Source organism: bacterium SCSIO 12844 (assembly GCA_024397935.1).
Classification (GTDB): domain Bacteria; phylum Pseudomonadota; class Gammaproteobacteria; order Francisellales; family Francisellaceae; genus M0027.
The window spans coordinates 1263137-1284930 of sequence record CP073743.1 but is presented as its reverse complement, the minus strand read 5'-3'; the positions used below and the strand labels follow the sequence as shown (position 1 = coordinate 1284930).

Sequence of the window (21794 nt, the reverse complement as noted above, 5' to 3'; positions counted from 1 at the left end):
TAACGTCAAAATATTCAGTTTTAGGTACTTATGATGAGTTATACTGAATTAGACAATATTTATTATCAAAATAAGTTTGACAATGAACGTTATTACTATCAACGTATTTTAAATGCATTTGACCAACAAGCTGACTCAATTTATTTAGCAGAAAGTATTTTAGGCTATTTTGAAGATATCTCTGGCAAAGAATTAAATTTTGAGCATGATGCAACCTATTACTCATCCTTAAGCTTATTTGTAATGCTTGGCATATTTGGTAGTTTTAAAGCGTACTCTCAATTTCATACACATAAAAAAACTGATCAGTATTATAAACAATTTAGAACTGGTTTAAGTGGCGCTAAAAATGGCCGTCATGCAGTGATTAATATTTCAAATTTAGTTGCTACATTTAGCCATCAAAGTATTGCATCTTCACTACTTTCACCTGCTGGTGCTATTGGATTTACAGTTGGTATTTTATTAGTTGCAAATAATCTGTATAAATTAAAACTTGAAGAGAAAAGAAATGCTAACTTAAAAGCAATCGAGCAATACCTTATCAATTCTACTACACATTCCATTAATACAATAAAACCACCAAACACTAAAAATAACCGCAAGCTTATTTTTACCAATGTTATTGATGGCTTAACAGATGGGTTATATGTTGCTGGTAATATATTTATGCTCTTAGGTTTATTTGGTGTATCAGCTTCTGTACCACCTGTCGCTATTGGTATGGCTGTATTTTATGGTATCTATACTTTAGGTTCTATTATTAATAAATATTTCAAAGAAAAAGAAACACAGTTAAAAGAAGAGTTTGAATATCTTAAATTTCTAAAAACACTAGATAAAGAAAATAAGTTGCTTACATATCATGATCAATTTAAACATGATCCTAATTATAAAAAATATATTGGGCATATTGACGGTCAAACAGATGATGAAATTAAAGCACAACTAAAAATTGCCTTAACCAATAAAGAAATCCAACTCAATGCTAAAAAAGATAAATTTGAAAATAACCCAATCTATAAAGTATATAAAGCTATTTCAAAACCATTTTCAACGGTTAGAGATTATGTTAACACCATTAAAAACTCACTTGCTGCTGCAGCTGGTATTGATATTCTAATTAGTCAACACCCATTAGCTGATGCTGCTGTATCTTTAGGCTGTATCATTGCAGGTGCTGTATTAGCAACACCCTTTTTAGTTTATAAAACTTATTGTTTAATTAAACCAAAGCATCAGTTAGCAAAACAGCAGCCTATTGATATCGCAGATTTATTATCATTTTTTAATCAATACAATAACCCTGGCTTTTTTAAAAAACGCCATCATCGAGAGCTAATTACTCAATTAAATGATAAATATGCTAATCATGAACAAAATTATTTAAGTATTTTTGGTGACATTAATCATTATATTATTCATAACTATAAGCGTATAAACCCTAAAGGTAGTCTATATCAACGCTATCGAGCAGCTAAATTTTATATTATACAAAAATATCACACCATTAATTCTGCAATCAAACAATTATACAATGAATACCAAAATACTTTGCCAGAAAACGAATTACCTATAAAAACAATCAAGGCATTATTAACACTTTATCCTAAAACATGCCAATATGAATTAGCGCAAAGCTTATCTATTTTCAATTTACAAGAGCAAATTGATTTATTATATAACCTAGATGATTTTTTTGATCAAAATATCATTGATTCATTAGTGTTTTTAATTGATAAAATTAACAATCCAGATATTAAAAAAGAATGCTTTAATCATATTTTATTAAAATGCGTAGATACTCAAGCTATTAATATCGATAAACTGCAATCATTTGTTGAAAATATCAATAAACTTTTCAATCTCAAGCCTCTTAAATCAGTTGAATCGAAACACTGTAATTTTTATATGAATCAAGCTGTAACCAATTACATTAAGTACTATGCAAATCAACTAATAGAAAATCAATCTCTCACTATTGAACAAAAATTAAAACGTTATGAGCAAATACATCAACAGATTATCGAACTACAGCCTAAAATGATGGATTTCTATGTTAGACGAGCAGATCGCCAATCATTTGAAGTAAGTGTTAATGAGTTTAGTCGTTTTGTTAAACAAAATACGCTAAATAATCATCATTACCCTATGATGCCTAAAAATTTATTTAATCCTAGTAAAACTACCCATGCAAAACCACTTCAATTAATCAATGCATAAGTTAATTATTACGATCTACATTAGTAAAAATTCGCTACATTATCATAGATCAACTATGATTATAAAACCAAATTAACAACTGCTTTAAGGTAAAGTAACAAATATGAATTTTCAATTTAATTACTTCATTACCATGTTTTTATTAGTTATAGGCTTACCTAATTTTATATCTGCTCATGAAAATACAACAACTTGTAATAATAATTGGATCAAAGCATTGATTGCTGAAACACAACCACCGGATAATATTCAACAATATGCTAATGATATCTATCAACTTGCACCTAATGTTGAACGTATTAATCTACGTGTTACACTTGCTGGAATAACAACGATAGAAGCCTATAACCAGCTCGTTAAAAAGTATCAAAACCTTATCAAAGCGTTATACTCTGTTTATGGAAATCACACAATCAGTATTGGCTTTCACCCTGATAATTCTAAAAGTAGTGCTAAATATCATATCTGGTGGAACCCTGATAATGGAAATCCCAATACACAAAATTGCATCAGTTGGCAATGTGTTATGAGTAATAGCATCATACTTATGAATAAAATCAATGCTGTCTTTCCTTCAGGTAAAGGCTTTACTGAATTTTCAATTGAACAAAGTTATTTAGAACCACAAGATATTAATGATCTTCGAGCAGAAAAATCATGCCTTAATGGTAATGCTGCCTCATTATGTCCTACAGGTATTACATTAGCAGAACCCGCTGTTAGCTATGGATATGTCGGTCCAAGCTATGGTGATGTATCTCGTTATGGTCCAAATGATTTAGATTATGGTTATCCACAATATTATAATTTAGAATCAAGTTTCACGTTTGAACAAGGACAAACAACACCTGATTTACCTAAATCTTCTACTGGCACATTACAAGCTGGAACAACTTATCGTGTTGTTGATGCCAATATGGGTAGCAAGCCTTATACAGGTAATATCCTGCCACTTGCTGTAGCACAAAATAGAATGCAAAATACAATATATACTTCACAAAACCCAACTTTGGTTGCTGATTATCTGGCTTATTTATTTTCTAAAAAACCATTAAATAGCAAACCTAATGATAGTAATGCTGAAGTCTTTATTACCCTCTCCGGTGAGCCTAAATTTTTTGGTGACACTGGCTGGTCAAAACAAAACTTATGCCAATTTAATCAAGCGCTAACCCAAACACTACAGCAACAATATGATATCAATACAAATAACATTAAATTTGCAATCTGGAATTTTTCTGCCTTATTAGGTCGAAATTGAATCTAAGTGATTAGCAATATTTAGATTACTTTTAATCCTCTAAAAATAAAAATATTAAATTAAATAACCAATGAATATGATATGCTATAAAATAGAATAAAATTCTACTGGATATACCCATATTTTATGAGAAAGTACTTAACTTTAATCATTGTTATCGCAATTATTATTATTGCATCATGTATTTACTATTTTTATTTCCATTCAAATGCTTCAAAGTCTCTTGTTTCAAGTCATAAAGAAGCAACTTATGTTGATTTAATTGAATTAAAAGAAACCAACTCTCCAGAATTATATACAACCTATGGTTCATTAATTGCACCGAATTCGGTTGATTTAAAATCCCAAGTTACAGGCGTTATTCAGTCAATTAACTTTACCAATGGTCAATTGGTTAAAAAAGGACAATTGCTATTAACAGTTGATGATGCAAACGCATTGTCTGCTTTACAAACAGCACAAGCTCAACTCGATCAACTAACAGCTGACTATCAACGCTATCAAACACTTTATAAAGACGCCCAAGCTGTCTCAAAAGAAGAGTTAGACAAGTTCAAAGCACAATACCAAACTGCACTTGCAAACTATCAATCAGCACAAGCAAACTATGAGCATACAAAAGTTAAAGCACCTTTTGATGGCAAAACAGGTGTCGCTGAAGTTGCTATTGGAAGCTATGTTGAAAGTGGTAGCGCATTAGTAACACTTGTAGATCGAAAGGACCTTGAAGTTGAGTATGCTTTACCTGAAACGTTAATCGGTAAAGTTAAAATTGACCAAAGTGTAATCATAACAACAGACGCCTACCCAAACCAAAAATTTAAAGCCATCGTTAATTATATCTCTCCAGATGTAAATACGGATTCTTTAACTTTTAATGTCAGAGCAAAATATAATAATGTTGATGATTTACTATCGCCTGGTATGAACGTTGATGTTAACCATATTCTTAATGCTCAAAGTAAGGTAATTTTAGTACCAATGAGTGCACTTGCATTGATTAATAAAGGTTATAGCGTATTTGAAATTGTTGATGGTAAAGCAAAAGCAATATCAATTGATGTCGGGCTTGTATCTTCTAGTGGCCAGTATATTATCAAATCAGGAATTAACCCTGGAGTAAAAATTATTAAAAATGCTAATGGCATCACTGACGGTATGGCTGTTAAGGTAACTAAATAAATGAATTTATCTAAGCTATGTATCGAACGCCCGGTCTTATCTATTGTCATCTCAGCTACAATTATTCTTTTTGGCTTATTAACCTTATTACTTCTGCCTGTACGATTTGAGCCCAAACAATTTAAACCAACTTTACGCATAATGACAGTTTATCCAGGTGCAAGTGCTGAAGTAGTACAAAGCGATGTGACACAAAAAATTGTCTCATCACTATCAAATGTTCCTAATATTGCTTTTATCAATGCATTCTCTGTTGATGGAAGAAGCTTTATCAAAATTAAATTTAATAATATCTCTAAGGCTGATTTCGTCTCTGCTCAAGCAGATATCTCTCGATCAATTTCATCGGTGAATTTACCTGAAAATACTCAAACTCCACAACTTCAACAATCAGGTGGTGGCAATACAATTATTTTACTTGGTGTAACCGACCCAAATAAAACCACAGGCCAAACAGCATCCTATGTTGAAAGTGCCATCACCCAAGATTTAAATCAAGTCCCTGGTGTTAGTGGTATTGATTTAACTGCACAAACACTAGCCGTACGTGTTAGCTTAAATCCTAATAAAATGGCACAATACAAACTTTCTCCTATCGATATTACCAGTCTTTTAAATAAATTAAATAGTAGTACTGCTGCTGGTAAATTAATTACACAAGGTGGCAATATTACGATCAATTTATCCAGTTCATTTAAAAATATTTCAGACTTTAAAAAAGTAATTGTCGCAAAACGTAATGGTCGCTTAATTTATCTAAAAGATGTTGCTGATATTGGTTTTGGTGCAGCTACAATTCCTGATGAAACTTCTGCATCCATTGATGGTAAAGCAGGCGTTATACTAGAGATTGAAGCAGCTGATGATGCCAACCCTATTGATGTTGCAAACTTAGTGATTGAAAAAGTTAATCAAATCAATGCCTCACTTCCCCATGGTATGAGTATTTCTGTGTTAATGAATTTAGCACAACCGTTAAAGCAATCCATTGTTGAAGTCATTGAGACCATTATAATCGCAATTATTTTAGTTGCATTAGTCTCATTATTATTTCTTGGACAGCTAAGGGCAACAATTATACCTTTAGTAACAATTCCAGTCTGTCTTATTGGTACGTTTATCTTTCTTTATGTTAAAGACTACTCTATTGATATGATGACCTTACTTGCACTAGTCTTAGCCGTAGGATTAGTTGTTGATGATGCAATTGTTGTACTTGAAAATGTCATACGACATATTGAAAAAGGTTTAAATGAGTACAAGGCAGCGCTTATTGGTAGTCAAGAAATCTATTTTGCAATCATTGGTATTACCATTACGCTTATCGCTGTTTATTTTCCAATTGCATTTATGTCAGGACCTTCTGCTATTTATTTCCAAGAATTTGCCTTTACATTAGCACTGAGCATCTTAATCTCTGGCTTTGTTGCATTAACGCTAACTCCTGCAATGTGTGCCTACTTACTTAAATCAAAAGCTCAAAATAAATATCAAAAAGGTCTCGAATTATTCTTACATAAACTGACCAACCTATATCAGCGACTACTAAATCGTTTATTTAAACGTAAATGGTTATGGACTGTACTGATGATCATTATTATTATCTTCAGTGGTTTTCTCTGTCGTAATCTATCTTCTAACCTATTTCCAAATGATACTATTGGTATTATTCAATCATTTATTAAAGGCTCTTCTTCAACCTCAGTTGAAGCGCTTCAGAAAAAAGGCAACCAGATTGCTAATGATATGACCGAAACTGGCTATGCTAATCACTATGGCAGCATCACAATGAGCCAAAGTGGCAATTTGTTTAATATTAATTTTATTATTTTGAAAGATAGATATTTTGACAAAGCATCTTTGTTAGTGAATAAAATAAGCCAAGATATTCAAAAAGATAGTAATTTTCGTGGTGGCGCAATGGCTGTTCCATTACACCAAAGCCATTCAGACCCGGGTAGTGGTGATATTCAATTCTTTCTAACTGGCGTTATGAGTTTAGAAAAACTAGAAGATTTATCACTAAAAGCTGTCAATGCAGTTGAAAAAATTAATGGTGTTCAGTCTGCTGATCGTAATGATAGTAATTTATCGCCAGAATATGAAATATCGATTAATGATCAGAAAACGTCTCTTCTCGATGTTGATTTAACACAATTACAACAAGTATTATCAATCTATTTTGGTAGCTATCAACTTGATAATGATTACCGTCAAAATGGTATTGATTACCCCGTTGTTATCCAATTAGATAAAAATAACTTATCAACCTTTGATGCATTAAATAAAATTCATATCGAATCAACGAGTGGCACTTGGATAAGTGTTGCACGTCTTTTAGATATCAAACCAATTGCAAAATCTTCAGTTATTGGCACTTACAATAATCAAAATGCCATTGAAATTGATGTTACACTTACGCCAGGTGCTTCTATGGGGCCTGTCATTAGCGCGATTGAATCAGTTATACCCAAAGTTGCTCCTGCTACTGGTATTCATTTTACTGGTGCAGCTAAAGATATGAAAGAAGGTAATCAACGTATGTTGATGGTATTTATCGTTGGTATTATTTTTATCTATCTTGTTTTAGCAGCGCTTTTTGAAAGTTTTATTGATCCTTTGGTTATTATGTTAACTGTTCCACTAAGCGTAATCGGTAGTTTAGTCGGTTTGAAAATAATTGGCGGCAGTATTAATATTTATACTGGAATCGGCCTTGTCACCTTAATTGGTCTAATTACCAAACATGGTGTTTTAATTGTTCAATTTGCTAATAAACGTTTATCTGAAGGCTACACTTTAGTTGAAGCGGCAATTGCTGGCGCATCGACTCGACTAAGACCTATATTAATGACATCGGCTACGATGATTTTAGGTGCATTACCACTTGTACTAGCAACAGGTATTGGTGAGCTAGCAAGAAGAGAGATTGGCATGGTAATTGTATCAGGTTTATTAGTTGGTAGTATTTTTTCATTAATTATTGTACCGCTTGCCTATAGCATCTTAGGTAAGTTTAAACGCAATTCTAAATATTAAAAACTAGATAAGCACTAGACTATTTATTTGAGACGCGATCAATCGACGTCTCTACTAAGAAAAAATCAAATAACTACTTCGTGGAATTGCAGTATATTTTTTAACTGATTTATTATATTTAAGGTAAATCATATTTGTTTTACACATTTTACCAACGCAGGTTACAATTTTTAAACATTTTAAATTTGGTTTTATTTCCGATGAAGGTAAAACACCCACATAATGACCATTTGTACATTTTAGTAAATCCGGGTCAGACACTGTGAATGCCTTTTGAAATGATTGACAATCTTTACTCGTATACACTGTATTTGAAATACTTGTTAATGGTACTCTAAAATCATATTCAGTTACGTGAATAATATCATCATTCTCTGCAAGTGCTTTATAAGCCAGTTGACAAGGATCTTTTGCAACTACCATATTAACTGAAACTAAAAAAAGCAAAGCTATCATAGATGATAACATTTGAATATTAAATTTTAGCATATATTAACCTCTTATTTAAAACTCATACCTAAATACAACATACATTTAATAATTTGATTAGCTTTTTCATACTAAAAACTCACTGCACTCTATAACAGCTTAATGCACGCTGAAAACAGGCAACTGATTTATGATACATACTCAGTTGATGATATATTTCTGCTAACAAACCTGTAACTTCAGGTGTTTCAGGAATACTTTCAAGATATGTTTTAGCTTGATCATAATCATTAGACTCCATTGCAAGCTTTGCAAAAATGACAACAACCTCTGGGTTTTGAAGTAACTCTGTACTTTTAAGTTGTTCTTTTAAAAATTCAAGTCGTTCTTGTGCTGAAATTGGCTTTAGCTTTGCCCATAATTTAACAAATTCTACTGAGTATGCTTTTTTAAATAGTTTTTTAAGACTTTGTTTAGCTTGATCATATTCACCAATGTGAATTAATACATCAATATAAGCTAATAGTATTTGATTATCTTTTTTATATTTAGTTGGAATGACACTCCAAAACTCACTTAAATTAACTTCATTTGCATCTCTCAGCCCTTTTAATCCACCAATAATTGCCTGATGATAATATTTATCCTTCTCACTCTCTGTAAATAATCGATGGTGCTCTGCTTCTTCAAGTAATGGTAAAACTTCTACCGGATAACCTTTTTTCAAATTAAAATCTATCAATGCTCGATAAATTAATCTAGATTTTGGAAAATCCAGTTTTGCTTCTGTCAGCACTCGATGTGCCTGATTAGTGCTTTTATCATCTTCTAAAGCTAATAATTTTTGTGCTTTAATCCACTCAAGAAATGGCCCTTTTACTTTTTTCTTCACCATTGATGTAGTAAGTTCATCTAAAGCTTGATAGTTTTTTGTTTTAAGAAATGCATTGGCTTGAATTAATAAACCCAAATCCGTTAAATTTAGATAATTTAAAGCTTGGTAATGTTTAATATTTTTTAAATCCTTTGTGTTTTGATAAATCAAATCATAATCATCACTTAAATCATTTAACATTGTCTCTTTTAATAATTTTAAAGCTTTTTTTCTTTTTCTACGAACCATTAATGATGAAAACAAAAATGGTACTTGAATTGTACCTTTTAAGATCTTAACTAATAATGTACAAACAAAAACTAAAACGATAATACTTAATAATGCAAACCAAAGTGGAGATTCAATCATATAACCAGATACTGTAATAATCATCATTCCTTGCTCTTGAACAAGCAAAATTCCAATAAAGCCTGCAATTAATATAATCACTAAAAAACTGATAAAACGGCTCATAATCATGCTCCTTTACTATCAGTTTGATTTTGGTCCGCATTATTATTTTTAGTTGCTGAAGCAATAATTTGTGTTTCAAGTCGAGAAACAGCATAAATAGCCTGGTGCATTGCTTGCATATAGTTTTGCGATTGACCAAATTGAATACTATTAGCTATTTCCAACCATTTCTGTTGAGTTTGATCGACTTGATAGTATGTTTTTACTTCATCAATTACTTGAGTAATACTTTCTTTAAACGCCACAGAGTCACGTCTTTGTAAAGCCCATTTTGCCTGCTCTAGCTGTAATTTTAATGTAACAACTAGATTTTCTCTTGCGCTAGAATTTGTCAGTAATTGACTTGTTTGATTTAATTTATGAATTTGCACTAAAGAAGACATTTTATCTAAATTATTTTTAAGTGATTGATACCAACTTTGATCGACAGTAGAAGCATGATCTACTGTATCAACTTTAGCTGCATTTCCTGGTAGTTTAAGTTTTAATTCACTTAGCATTGCTATAAGTTGATTAATATTAGTCATATTATCACCATATTGCGTAAAAAGTGTTGCATTTTCTACTGCATATTGTGCTTTTCTAACCAATGCTAATGCAGGTTTTGCACGCTCATCTGCATTAACTAATGCAGATTCTGCTGCTTTAATCAAACTAACTGCTTGATCGCCACCAGCATATAGTTTTAGATAATTATCAGCCATATTTAAATAAATACCTGCGGCATTGACTTGAATCAAAATCATTTGCTGATATAAGTCACTCTGCGGTAATAAATAATCTGACTTAATTGCTTTTACTTGTTGATTCAAAGCATAGGTTTTTTTCATTAGTGATGAAATATTATCTTTCTCTACTTGATTAAGCTTACTTGACTGTTTCTGAGTTGTAACAACTTCATTTAAAGTCACTAATGCTTTTTTTGTTTCTGATTTTAATTGATTATATTCTGTATTCTTTTGCGCAATTGTTGTATTAAATGACTTAACTTGTTGGTGTTGTGTATATAAGCTATAACCTGCAATTGTACATCCTGCGAGCCCAACTATAAAAGCTAATGATACGACAAACGAGTGCCCTTTATTTGTTTTAGTCATTGGTTTATTGATATCTTGATGATTAGTTATATCAGGTTTAACTTGTGCTTTCTGATCAGCTTTTAAATCTTTCTTCTCTACTGAAGCTTTACTTTTATCTTCTTGTTTTTGGTTCTTATCCTTTTCAGGATCAATCTTGTCATTCACCTGCTATACTCCTTTAAACCGAAGGTTTATTATTCAAAATGATTTTATTTAAAATTGCTTCATTATCTAAAGACTCAAGAAATAACACTTTTTCATAACCCATTTTTTTTGCCCAGTGAAGCATACGTTTACTTGTTACTGTAATTAAAGCATGTTTTAACCATAAGGCGTTAGTATAATAATAATGCAAAAGTTCAAATGCTTCAAAACTAGTTAATATAACAATTTTCGGATAATCACTTTGAAGTAAATGATTGAGACTACCATTTTTCACTGCATCTGTTACTTGACGTTTATAACAAATAATAGATTTAACATCAGCACCTTGACTTTTTAGTGTTTCTGATAAAAGTTTTGAACCTGTTTCACCTCGAAAGATATAATAAGACTGTGTTTTTGAAGCTTGTTTAAATATCAATTCAAGTAATGCTTCAGCACCATGGCTACCTTCTGGATAATAAATATCATATTGTGGGAAATAACATTTTAATACTGCTGCCGTTCCTTTACCAACAGCTAATAATTTAGGCTTATATTTAAGTTTTAATTTATCTGGTGAAACTTCTTTAACAAAACATTCAACCGCTGTTGGGCTAATAAAAATCCAATCACTTTGATTTTTATCAAGTTCATTTAATAATGAAATATCAATTGTTAATGGAATCATTTTCTGAATTGGTTGCGTTAATACTCGAAATCCATATTGTTCTAACTCAATAGTTAAAGCTTCTCCTCGCTTACCTGGCCGAGTATTTAGTATATAAACACCTTGATTATTATTCATTTGCATAATGTTTAGCAAAATTCCTAATTGCTTTTAACATAGCATATAAGCCATTATTTCTAGTTGGGCTTAAGTGCTGTGATAAGCCAATTTCATCAATAAAGTAAGGTTCTGTATCTATTATAGTTTGTGGTGTTTGACCACTGTAAATATCTAATAATAAAGCAATTAGACCCGAGACAATAGCAGCATCACTTGTACCTTTAAAAAACACTTTTCCATCAATATATTCAGCATCAAACCAAACCAATGATTGACAGCCTTTAATTAAATGTTGTTGATCTTTTTTTAAAGCTGGAAATGCTTCTAAAGACTTTCCCAAGCTAATTAGATAAGCATACTTATCACCCCAGTTATCAAAATAATCAAAATTCTCAACAATTTCTTTTTGTTTTTGATCAATACTTATTTCCATTTTATAAAGTCATTCCTGCTAGTGATTTATATTTTCAAATTATATCATATTCAATAGCACTTAACAGCGCACCTATTACAGTTAAATTCAACCAAAATAAGCTTTATCTGCTTGAATTAAGTTTTGCATATCAGAGTCAATTGTCATATTAAAATGTTTACGCTTAAGTAATGTATTTAACTGTTCTGTTGGTGGAATTACTTGATTTAATATAGGTTCGATGATTTGTTCAAATTTTGCCGGGTGTGCAGTTGCAACCATTATATAAGGTTTTTCTTTATTTAAATGCGCTCTTGCATAAAAACCAGTTGCCGTGTGTGGGCAAATAGTCTCATGATACTGATCATATACAGATATAATTGTATCTGTAATTCCCTTATCATCGGCTTTAAACACTTTAATCTCATCTATAAAGTTGGCATAATCAGGATATAAATAAGCTAAGCGCTCAAAGTTACTAGGTTTGCCTACATCCATAGCATTTGCTAGCGTTTCTATGCTATTTCTGGGTTGATACTTGCCAGTTACTACATAATCACCAATTACATTATTTGCATTTTGCGCTAAGATAATTTCATCAATTGGAAACCCCATTTGCTTTGCCCAAAAAGCAGCTGAAATATTACCAACATTACCAGAAGGTACAATAAAATTTGCGCCCTTTCCTGTTGAACAATAATATTGCCAACTCGTATAAGCATAATAAGTTGATTGTGGTAATAATCTACCAATATTAATACTATTTGCCGTATTTAATGCAGTGCGCTCATACCAATAATTATCTGTAAATGCCGCTTTAACTAATTTTTGACAGTCATCAAATCTACCTTTAACGGCTACTGCTAATATATTATCTCCCCAACAAGTTATCTGTTTTTGTTGTCTAAGTGAAATTTTTCCTTCTGGGTACATTACAATTACCCGAATATTTGGCTTTTTATGAAATGCTGCAGCAACAGCTGAACCAGTATCACCTGATGTGGCAACTAAAATAGTAAATGTTTTTTCTGACTGGATTCGACTTAAGCAGCCTGCTAAAAAGCGCGCACCAATATCTTTAAATGATAATGTTGGCCCATGAAATAATTCTAAAACTAAATTATTTTTATCCAGTTTTTTTAAAGGAATCTCAAAATTAAATGCTTCATTACAAACCTCATCTAACTGATATGATAAAATATCATTTTCAAAAAATGGTGCTAACACTTTTGCTGCAAACTGTGGGTACTTCATTTGATCACTAAAAGCTTGCCAGTTAATTTGTGGGAAATACTCTGGCACAAACAAGCCATTATCTGCTGCTAAGCCTATCTGCATTGCTTCTGAAGCTAAAACTAATTGTGAACGATCTTTTGTACTATGAAATTTCATCTATTTTATTCATCCTTAATTACTTCAAGAACTTTACCACCTTCTGCATCTAATGCAGTTACCCAAGATTGTGCATGAATGTTTAAATTTTCAAATGCACCTTTCATTGATAAAGCAACTCTATTGGCATCTTCGGTATTCATAGCCACTGCAAACATAGAAGGACCTGAACCAGAGATACCACAAGCAATCGCTCCATTTGATAGTGCAACCGACTTTACATCATCATAGCCTTTAATCAAATATTTTCTTCGAGGCTCAATTAAAATATCTTTTAAATTATTACTGAATAATGTCATATCATTTCTATACAACCCAGCAATACTAGCAGCTAATGCTGTTGTTTGTAGTGTAATTTCTTTAAGTGAATAGGGATTGGTTAAAATAGCGCGTGCTTGTTTTGTTTCAATACTCATTTGAGGCTGAACAATTGCAGCATACAAATCACATGTAGGAAGCTGAATCATTTTTACTGGTTTTGAACTTTGCAATAAAACTAAGCCACCAAACATTGAAGGTGCAACATTATCGGCATGATAGGCACCACCAGAGATTTGACTTTCACCATAAACAGCATAATTAATCAATTGATCAAGCGCTAGTGGCTTTTCAAAAAATTCATTGAGTGCTAAAAGTGCTGCAACAGATGAAGCAGCAGAACCACCCATACCTGAACCTAAAGTAATACCTTTTTCTAAATAAATATCAAAACCAATGGATAATTTATAATCTTTTAATAGTTTATCAATTACAATGGATACTAAATTTTTATCGATATCTTTTGATAATACCGAATCATTAACAACACCACTTATTGCACAAATCTTAATTTGACTATCAGATCGTTTAACTAATTTAACCGTATCGCCCACACCTGTAATTGGAAAGCCAATTAAATCAAATCCAACTGAAAAATTAGCGCTTGTTGCTGGTGCAAATGCACTCACTGAATAAATATTAGGATTAATTTGAACATCTACCATTATTTAATAACCTGTAAAATATCACCAAATACCCCCGCAGCAGTAACATCAGCACCAGCTCCGGGTCCTTGAATAATGAATGGATACTTTTGATAGCGACTTGACCGAATAACAACTAAGTTATCAGTACCTTGTATTCTTGCAAATACACTTGAATGATCATAGGGCTGAATTTTGACACTAATCTTACCCTCTGTATTAATCATACCAATATAATGAAGTCCTAATGCATCACCTTTTAACTGTTTAAATAATTGATCCATTTCTTTATCGTATTTTGACAAACGTTTTAAAAACTCAGCTTTGCTACAATTTCTTAATGCCTTAGGTGTTAGGTTTTGTATTTCTAAACTTTCAACTTCAACTGAGAAACCAATCTCTCTAGCTAAAATAACAACTTTTCGTGCAACATCCATCCCAGATAAGTCTTCTCTAGGATCTGGCTCAGTATACCCTAAATCATAAGCGCTCTTAATTGCCTTTGAAAAGCTTACTCCTTGATTAAGCTCATTAAAAAGATAACTTAATGTACCAGAGAAAACTCCTTCTATACATTCAACTTTATCGCCAGTATAGATCATTTCCTGAATCGATTTAATCAATGGTAAACCTGCACAGACATTTGTTTCATACTTAAACTGTGCCCTAGTATCAGATGCTGTACTTCTTAGCGCATAATAGTATTCCATTGATTGTGTATTAGCATATTTATTGGGTGTAATAACACTAATTCCACGTTTTAAGAATGATAAATAAGACTGTGCAACTTCTATGCTATCTGTGGCATCAACCAACATACGATACTTCACTCGCAAATCACCTATAAAATCGGCTAAAGCATCTATGCTCATTTTTTTAGTCGTTTTTGATAATTTTAACTTCCAACTTTCATCAATAAGACTTGTTTCTGAACACAGCATTTTTTTGGAGTTAGTAATTACTACTAAATTAATTTTAATTCTAAGCTTAGCTAACTGCTCTTGTGATTGTTGAATCTCTTCAATTAATGCACAAGCTATATTACCAGCTCCAATAATTGCAATCGCTACAACCTCTATATCATCAATATACTCCTGATGAATTAAATTCAAAGCTGCTTTTTCTCTACTTTCTTTAATTGTTAATGTAATGCTTCTTTCTGAAGAACCTTGTGCAACAGCATGAATATTAATACCTGCTTTTGATAATGGATTAATCATTTTAGCTAAAGATCCTGGCATATTTTTCATGCCATCACCAACAGCTGTTATTAAACTATAATGCTTGTCACTATGAATATGCTCAATAACGCCTCGATCAATTTCAACCTCAAAGGCCTTTTCCAACAACTTAACCGCTTGATCGCCTTCTAATAGATCAACGGCAAAGCAAATTGAATACTCCGATGAGGCTTGTGAAATCATCATCACTGAAATATTACCTTCATGTAAGATACTAAAAATTTTTGCTGCAATACCTGAAACACCGATTAAGCCAGCACCTTGAACTCTAATTAAAGTTACTTGACCAACACAGGTTAATCCCTTAATTAAAGCATCACTTTCCATAGGGATATTATTAGAAATTTCTGTTCCAGTACCGTTTTTCTCATCACTACTTTTAATAAAAATGGGAATATTTTCATCCATCATTGGACCAATAGTTAATGGATGAACCACAGAAGCACCAAAATATGCTAACTCTAATGCTTCTTTATAGGAAACATGCTTAATTAGTTTAGCTGTCGGTACAACGGATGGATCTGCACTATAAATACCTGCAACATCCGTCCATATAATAAGTCGCTCAACGTTAAATAATTTAGCAAATATACTGGCTGAATAATCACTACAATTCATACCTAAAATTGTTCTTTGTTTTTCATGGTTTGATGCTATAAAGCCAGTTATCACATAAACACCATCAAACTCAGAGTCAATCGCTTTATTTAATAGTTCATGACTTTTCTGCCAATCAACTAATACTGGTGTTCTTGAATCATCAACACAAAGTACTTCTTCAGCACTAATATATTTAGCTTGTTTTTTCTCTTCAACTAAAACACTTGCTAAAATCTGAGCAGACCAAATTTCACCAAAACCTAGAATATAATTTTTTATTTTTTCACTATCAAGTTTTGTTAAATGCATTGTAATCAGTAAATATAATATACTTTCAACATCATGTTCTATAACTTTCATTAATTTACTTTTAGCTCTTGGTGCAATTTTTTCTATAATGGCTAAATGCTGTTTTTTTATACTATTTAGTAATTTGACATAGGATTTATTATTCATTGCTGCATCAACGCAGTTTTTTAAATTTTGTGTTGTTTTGCCAATTGCTGAAACGACAATAACTTCATTTTTACCATCAATTAAATTTAATACATTTTTAATTTTTTTCTCATCTTTGAGTGAACTACCGCCAAATTTATGTACAACGCGCATCTTATTCCATTAATTTTTTTAATTATTTAGATAAGAATTCATTATACAAAGAACTTCATTAGTTTATTATAAAAATATTCATCAATAATTAACTAAATTATCTATGAAAAAACTAGGTATTATCGGCTGGCGCGGTATGGTCGGCTCTGTTTTAATTAACCGCATGCTTGAAAATAATGACTTTTTAAATCTTGATACAACTTTTTTTAGTGCTTCAGCACATGGAAATCCACCACCTGATATTAGCATTAATTTACCTCTTTTAGAAAATGCTTATGATATTAATAAGCTTATGCAAATGGATATACTTATCTCTTGTCAAGGTGGTCAATATACAGAGAAGATTTTTCAACCCTTAAGAGATGAAGGTTGGAATGGTTATTGGATTGATGCCGCATCTACACTTAGAATGCAAGATGATGCCTGCCTAATTCTTGACCCCATTAATCGAAAACAAATTGATACAGCATTAAATAAGGGAGTCAAAAATTTCATTGGTAGTAACTGTACTGTCAGCTTAATGATGCTCGGTATTGATGGATTATTAAAAGCCAACATAGTCGAATCAATTTCTGCAATGACTTATCAAGCCATCTCTGGTGCCGGTGCTAAAGCAATTAAAGAGTTGATTTATCAATATCAGTATTTATTGGATGATATTGATCTATCAAAGAATATTTTAACGCTTGAAAAACATATTCGAAATAAAGTACAAGATACGTCATTCCCTAATGAAGTATTACCTAATAGTTTAGCATTTAACTTATTTCCCTGGATTGATATTAAAATGGCTAATGGCCAGTCCAAGGAAGAATATAAAGCTAGTGCTGAAATGAACAAAATACTTAATGCGCAAATCCCAATTGATGGACTTTGTGTACGTGTTTCATCTCTTCGCTCGCATAGTCAGGCATTAACGATTAAATTAACTGATAATCTAGCACTCGATGAAATAAAAGCATTAATTAAAAATGCCAACCCATGGGTCAAATTGATTGAAAATAATCCTCAAGATACTTTGGAGCAATTAACACCAGTCGCTAGTTCTGGCTCATTAGATATTGCCGTTGGTAGATTAAGAAAATCAAATTTAGGTGAAAATATTATTCATCTTTTTACTGTTGGCGATCAACTATTATGGGGAGCAGCAGAGCCATTAAGAAGAATGTTAAATATTTTACTTAATAAAATCTAATGAGCTGTACTTATTTCTGTTGAAATCGATTTTTGTAAGAAAAACACAAATGGTAACGAAACAACTAAAAAAATCATCCCTAAATAGCAGCTATTAATAAAGCCTATCATGGTACTCTGTGCTGCAATGATTTGACCGACGACTGTAATCGCTAAAGGGTCACTCGCATGCCAATTAAATGCCTGCAACCAGGTATGATAATTTGGATTATCATCACGAATATGACCAATCATCGTATTCCAACCTGCTTGAGATGTTTGTGTTAATACTGTAGTCATTACAGATACGCCAATTGAAGTACCTAAATTTCTGGCAAAACTAAAGATACCACTGCCTTCAGCAATCATACTCTCTGGTAATCTTTGTAGAGCTAAAGTTGATAATGGTACAAAAAATAACCCCATGCCAAAACCTTGGACAATACCAGGCATCATTAAACTATAAAAATCGGCATTAATTGGCAATAATGCAAAGTCATATGAACCCCAAGCTGAAAATACAATACCAATACCTAATAGTATGCGCATATCAATTTTTTTAGATAGTGGCACACATAATATCATTGATATTGCTGAAGCAATGCCCCTTGGCGCCATCACTAAACCAGCTAACTCTGGTGTATAGCCCATAATTGATTCCATAACCACAGCCTGAAGCGTTAAAATACCAAATAATGCACCGGTATATAGAACCAATAATAGGTTACAAATTGCAAAGTTTCGGTCTTTAAAAACATTTAAATTAAGAATATTTTTTGAATTCGTCATCCCGCGATAAATAAAGACACACCAACCAATGATCCAAATAACCATTAAAATAAAAATAAAATTTGAACTTAACCAATCATCTGTATTGCCGCGATCAAGGAAAATTTGTAATGCGCCTACTGCCACAACTAATACGATCAATCCAGTCCAATCGACTTTTGCATGCTTAGTCTGTGTCTCAGAAATAAAAGTAAAGGTCATCACTAAAGCAATTAAGCAAACTGGCACATTAATATAAAAAATCCATCGCCAGTTCATATAATCAGCAATATAACCACCTAATGTTGGGCCTAATACGGGAGCTGCCATAATACCCACCCCCCAAACTGCCATCGCTTTTGGCTGTTCAGCTAAACTAAAGGTATCACGTAAAATATATTGTGATAATGGTACTAAAGATGCACCAAATATACCCTGTAAAACCCTAAAAGCGATCATTTCAGTTAGTGATGTAGAAAAACCGCATAACATCGATGCAATCATAAAACCTGTAATATTTAAAATAAGTAATTTTTTACGACCAATAAGATTAACCAAAAACCCAGTCAAAGGCATAAAAATTGCAGCTGCAACAATATAGGATGTAACAACCCAAGTAATCTCTTCAGTACTTGCACCTAAGGCACCTGCCATATCATGTAATACAACATTGACTATGGTTGTATCAATGATTTCTATCATGGCAGCTAACATTACTGTAATTGTTATAAGCCATTTATTAAAGCTATTTAGTTTTGCTCCTTGCATTATGATCCAAAAACTATTAACAATGCTATGGACAAAATATAATGTTATTTATCTTCTGATGCAATCATCAAACTAAATTTAATACGATAGATTACTACAAAAATAATTATGATTTTTCTCTTGATTAGAAATATTTTTATAAAAAATCGATTTAACGGATTTATTTTGAGTAGCTTTTTTAGGGATTATATTTTTAAAATCACTTTTCGTAAATTGATTATTTATATTCTTACCTAATACATCTTTAAATATTTGCTTAACTTCTGATGAATCATCTAGTTTATTCAAACTCTCTATTAAAACTTTTAATGAGTTAGTTGATAACTTATAAGTATCACTTGAACGATCTAAACAACATAATCGAATATAATTCTCAACTAACTGATTTAACTTTCCTGGATCATCAACATTTTCAATAACTTTACAAAAATCAAACATCAATTTTGCTTTACGACTAGTTGTATAATCAAAACCATAGAATGAAAAAGCTGACTTACTTTTACGCGTTTCTTTAAAGTTATTGAAAAAAAACTTCTCAAGCTGATAACTGTTAGTATCACAGTTAGTCTTAATATTTTTATCTTTACTTATAAGAAAGTCCATTGTGGCAATATAGCCTTCAAGCTCTAGTTCATCTTTTTTTATATCTGCTTTCTCAAAATCAGTAGTCCCAACATTACCAACATTACCAACATTACCAACATTACCAACATTACCAACATTAACTAAGATAGCATCACTTTGATAATTATTTTTTACTCTTTTTAAGCTCTCAATTTTTTTATCTGTACAGTTATAATCTCCTCCAACAATATCAAACATTTTAGGCAATATATCTTTTTAAAACTGTTCATCATAGTCAATACTAAAGTCCATAGATCCTTTTGAATTAACCACCTTATACGAAATACTGTTTTCACTTGAAAAAAATAATATTGGAATGACTTTATTATTAAATAAATTATTAAAACACTCTGTTTGTATATTATCATAATAACCACCATCAACATATTCAACACCCTTAATTTTAACTGGTTGTAAAATAACAGGTAAAGCAGCTGAAGCTTTAGTAGCTAAAGCAATTTTAACATTAGGTGTATTCTTATAACTAAAAATTTGAAAATTTCCAGTTTTTTTTCTCTACCCCCGTAATATGTAAATTTTTAAAATTATTTGGATCTAAGACATTTAATATGGCTAAATCTTGAAATGTAATATCTCCATTTTTATCTAATATTGTTTGAATTTCTTGAAAAACTTTGTTCTCTTTTTCCTCATTACTAATGGATACTTCACTATCACAGCTTAAAATCTTACATATTTGTTCATAAGCATTTATAAAATATTTATCTGATAACTTTTTTTCTCGCTTCAGAAATAAATGATGTAAACAATCTTCTATACTTACTTTAAAGTTTTTGATAAGAAACTGATGAAGTGGTTTACCATCTCGTTCAATACCATACCAATTTGTTTTATCGCCTAATAATTTTTCAAAATTGATATTTTCATTAACTTTTTTTAAACGCTCACTACTCATACCAGTCGAAGTTAATGCTGCAGTAATTGCACCAGCAGAAGAGCCAGAAGCTGCCTGAATGTTGTCAAAAAATTTAGTTTGTTTTAATGCCTTATAAACACCTATATATACTGCACCTTTTGCTCCACCACCAGAGAAAGTAATAAACTGATAATTTGACATAATCTGCAACCCATAAGCATTAAAAACACTTTAATAGTTACAGTTTTAGAGAAAAAATAGTACCGCTATATTACGGTAATTACGTTGAAATCATTTATTTAATATATACTCAAGCAACTGAACACACCCTTCTTCTATCAATTGATAAACCTTATCAAAACTGCCGATAAAATAAGGGTCAGGTACTTCATCATAATGAGAGTTATTAATATAATCAGTTAATAAACTTACCTTTTTTAAATCATCGTCACTTTGCGCCATATCACAGACTGTTTGTTGATTATGATGATCCATCACAATGATATAATCAAACTGTTTAAAATCTTCAATCACAAATTGACGGGATGTAATATCACTGATATCAATTCCATATGATCTAGCAGCCTCTTGTGATCGACTATCTGGGCTATGACCTTGATGATGGTAAGTCTTAGAATGCGTTCCCGCCGAATCAATAACAAACGTTTGTTCTAAGCCTTTTTCTTCAACTAAATGCCGAAAAATACCATGTGCTGTTGGCGATCGACAAATATTACCCATACAAACAAATAAAACACCAATACGCTCCATAAACTTACTCTTAAATTGTTTTACTTCAATTTTATTTTGCTACTTTATTTATCTACCTCAGTATAATATGATAAAGCCTGTTTATTATAAAGGATTTAATAAGGG

At 31.5% G+C, this 21794-nt stretch carries 18 protein-coding genes; 5 read left to right on the top strand and 13 right to left on the bottom strand.

All coding sequences use genetic code 11. From position 1 onward, the window contains the following. Window positions 1-33 precede the first annotated feature (33 nt). The 4 genes from KFE69_06175 (at window position 34) to KFE69_06160 (ending at window position 7705) form a co-directional block, all read left to right on the top strand. Complete coding sequence (locus KFE69_06175; protein ID UTW43673.1) at window positions 34-2223, top strand: hypothetical protein; 2190 nt, start codon at window positions 34-36, stop codon at window positions 2221-2223. Between the two features lie 103 nt (window positions 2224-2326). Next, window positions 2327-3484 (top strand): hypothetical protein, encoded by a 1158-nt coding sequence (locus tag KFE69_06170; protein UTW43672.1) that lies wholly within the window; start codon window positions 2327-2329, stop codon window positions 3482-3484. Window positions 3485-3610: 126 nt separating this feature from the next. Next, on the top strand, window positions 3611-4666 hold the full coding sequence (locus KFE69_06165; GenBank protein ID UTW43671.1) for an efflux RND transporter periplasmic adaptor subunit: 1056 nt from the start codon (window positions 3611-3613) through the stop codon (window positions 4664-4666). Further along, a complete protein-coding gene (locus KFE69_06160; GenBank protein ID UTW43670.1) occupies window positions 4667-7705 on the top strand; it encodes an efflux RND transporter permease subunit in 3039 nt (1012 codons plus the stop codon). It begins immediately after the preceding gene. A 54-nt stretch (window positions 7706-7759) separates the two neighbouring features. Here KFE69_06160 and KFE69_06155 read toward each other — a convergent pair whose 3' ends face one another. The 8 genes from KFE69_06155 to thrA all read right to left on the bottom strand — a co-directional run bounded on the left by KFE69_06155 (window position 7760) and on the right by thrA (window position 16708). Next, window positions 7760-8161: a hypothetical protein gene (locus KFE69_06155; GenBank protein ID UTW43669.1), complete on the bottom strand. Its 402-nt coding sequence runs from the start codon at window positions 8159-8161 to the stop codon at window positions 7760-7762. A 112-nt stretch (window positions 8162-8273) separates the two neighbouring features. Beyond that, window positions 8274-9482, bottom strand: coding sequence for a hypothetical protein (locus tag KFE69_06150; protein ID UTW43668.1), 1209 nt, complete (start codon window positions 9480-9482; stop codon window positions 8274-8276). 2 nt (window positions 9483-9484) lie between these two features. Next, complete coding sequence (locus KFE69_06145; GenBank protein UTW43667.1) at window positions 9485-10726, bottom strand: uroporphyrinogen-III C-methyltransferase; 1242 nt, start codon at window positions 10724-10726, stop codon at window positions 9485-9487. A gap of 13 nt (window positions 10727-10739) precedes the next feature. Next, window positions 10740-11510 (bottom strand): uroporphyrinogen-III synthase, encoded by a 771-nt coding sequence (locus tag KFE69_06140; GenBank protein UTW43666.1) that lies wholly within the window; start codon window positions 11508-11510, stop codon window positions 10740-10742. Further along, window positions 11503-11919 carry a SufE family protein gene (locus KFE69_06135; protein ID UTW44023.1) on the bottom strand — a complete coding sequence of 139 codons (417 nt, stop codon included), beginning with the start codon at window positions 11917-11919 and terminating at the stop codon, window positions 11503-11505. Before KFE69_06135 ends, KFE69_06140 begins: the two co-directional genes overlap by 8 nt. Before the next feature lie 93 nt (window positions 11920-12012). Beyond that, entirely contained in the window at window positions 12013-13296 is a 1284-nt protein-coding gene (thrC, locus tag KFE69_06130) for a threonine synthase (GenBank protein ID UTW43665.1), read from the bottom strand. Window positions 13297-13301: 5 nt separating this feature from the next. Further along, entirely contained in the window at window positions 13302-14279 is a 978-nt protein-coding gene (locus tag KFE69_06125) for a homoserine kinase (protein ID UTW43664.1), read from the bottom strand. Then, window positions 14279-16708 carry a bifunctional aspartate kinase/homoserine dehydrogenase I gene (thrA, locus tag KFE69_06120; protein UTW43663.1) on the bottom strand — a complete coding sequence of 810 codons (2430 nt, stop codon included), beginning with the start codon at window positions 16706-16708 and terminating at the stop codon, window positions 14279-14281. The genes KFE69_06125 and thrA overlap by 1 nt, the downstream gene beginning before the upstream one ends. Before the next feature lie 103 nt (window positions 16709-16811). On the opposite strand from thrA, the gene asd reads away from it, so the two are divergent. Then, the gene (gene asd / locus KFE69_06115; protein ID UTW43662.1) at window positions 16812-17903 is read left to right on the top strand and encodes an aspartate-semialdehyde dehydrogenase; all 1092 of its coding nucleotides are present in this window, start codon (window positions 16812-16814) and stop codon (window positions 17901-17903) included. Here the strand turns inward: asd and KFE69_06110 are convergent. The 5 genes from KFE69_06110 to KFE69_06090 all read right to left on the bottom strand — a co-directional run bounded on the left by KFE69_06110 (window position 17900) and on the right by KFE69_06090 (window position 21689). Beyond that, window positions 17900-19417 carry a DHA2 family efflux MFS transporter permease subunit gene (locus KFE69_06110; protein UTW43661.1) on the bottom strand — a complete coding sequence of 506 codons (1518 nt, stop codon included), beginning with the start codon at window positions 19415-19417 and terminating at the stop codon, window positions 17900-17902. The genes asd and KFE69_06110 overlap by 4 nt on opposite strands. Window positions 19418-19495: 78 nt before the next feature. Further along, window positions 19496-20239, bottom strand: coding sequence for a hypothetical protein (locus KFE69_06105; GenBank protein UTW43660.1), 744 nt, complete (start codon window positions 20237-20239; stop codon window positions 19496-19498). Window positions 20240-20257: 18 nt separating this feature from the next. Further along, window positions 20258-20533, bottom strand: a complete 276-nt coding sequence (locus tag KFE69_06100; protein UTW44022.1) for a patatin-like phospholipase family protein — start codon at window positions 20531-20533, stop codon at window positions 20258-20260. Further along, complete coding sequence (locus KFE69_06095; GenBank protein UTW43659.1) at window positions 20526-21119, bottom strand: patatin-like phospholipase family protein; 594 nt, start codon at window positions 21117-21119, stop codon at window positions 20526-20528. The genes KFE69_06100 and KFE69_06095 overlap by 8 nt, the downstream gene beginning before the upstream one ends. A gap of 90 nt (window positions 21120-21209) precedes the next feature. Further along, window positions 21210-21689, bottom strand: a complete 480-nt coding sequence (locus tag KFE69_06090; protein ID UTW43658.1) for a low molecular weight phosphotyrosine protein phosphatase — start codon at window positions 21687-21689, stop codon at window positions 21210-21212. Window positions 21690-21794: the final 105 nt, after the last annotated feature.

Coding starts and splice junctions, on each gene's coding strand:
- KFE69_06175 (UTW43673.1), top strand. CDS start 34: ATGAGTTATACTGAATTAGACAATATTTATTATCAAAATAAGTTTGAC.
- KFE69_06170 (UTW43672.1), top strand. CDS start 2,327: ATGAATTTTCAATTTAATTACTTCATTACCATGTTTTTATTAGTTATA.
- KFE69_06165 (UTW43671.1), top strand. CDS start 3,611: ATGAGAAAGTACTTAACTTTAATCATTGTTATCGCAATTATTATTATT.
- KFE69_06160 (UTW43670.1), top strand. CDS start 4,667: ATGAATTTATCTAAGCTATGTATCGAACGCCCGGTCTTATCTATTGTC.
- KFE69_06155 (UTW43669.1), bottom strand. CDS start 8,161: ATGATAGCTTTGCTTTTTTTAGTTTCAGTTAATATGGTAGTTGCAAAA.
- KFE69_06150 (UTW43668.1), bottom strand. CDS start 9,482: ATGAGCCGTTTTATCAGTTTTTTAGTGATTATATTAATTGCAGGCTTT.
- KFE69_06140 (UTW43666.1), bottom strand. CDS start 11,510: ATGAATAATAATCAAGGTGTTTATATACTAAATACTCGGCCAGGTAAG.
- thrC (UTW43665.1), bottom strand. CDS start 13,296: ATGAAATTTCATAGTACAAAAGATCGTTCACAATTAGTTTTAGCTTCA.
- KFE69_06125 (UTW43664.1), bottom strand. CDS start 14,279: ATGGTAGATGTTCAAATTAATCCTAATATTTATTCAGTGAGTGCATTT.
- thrA (UTW43663.1), bottom strand. CDS start 16,708: ATGCGCGTTGTACATAAATTTGGCGGTAGTTCACTCAAAGATGAGAAA.
- asd (UTW43662.1), top strand. CDS start 16,812: ATGAAAAAACTAGGTATTATCGGCTGGCGCGGTATGGTCGGCTCTGTT.
- KFE69_06110 (UTW43661.1), bottom strand. CDS start 19,417: ATGCAAGGAGCAAAACTAAATAGCTTTAATAAATGGCTTATAACAATT.
- KFE69_06105 (UTW43660.1), bottom strand. CDS start 20,239: ATGTTTGATATTGTTGGAGGAGATTATAACTGTACAGATAAAAAAATT.
- KFE69_06095 (UTW43659.1), bottom strand. CDS start 21,119: ATGTCAAATTATCAGTTTATTACTTTCTCTGGTGGTGGAGCAAAAGGT.
- KFE69_06090 (UTW43658.1), bottom strand. CDS start 21,689: ATGGAGCGTATTGGTGTTTTATTTGTTTGTATGGGTAATATTTGTCGA.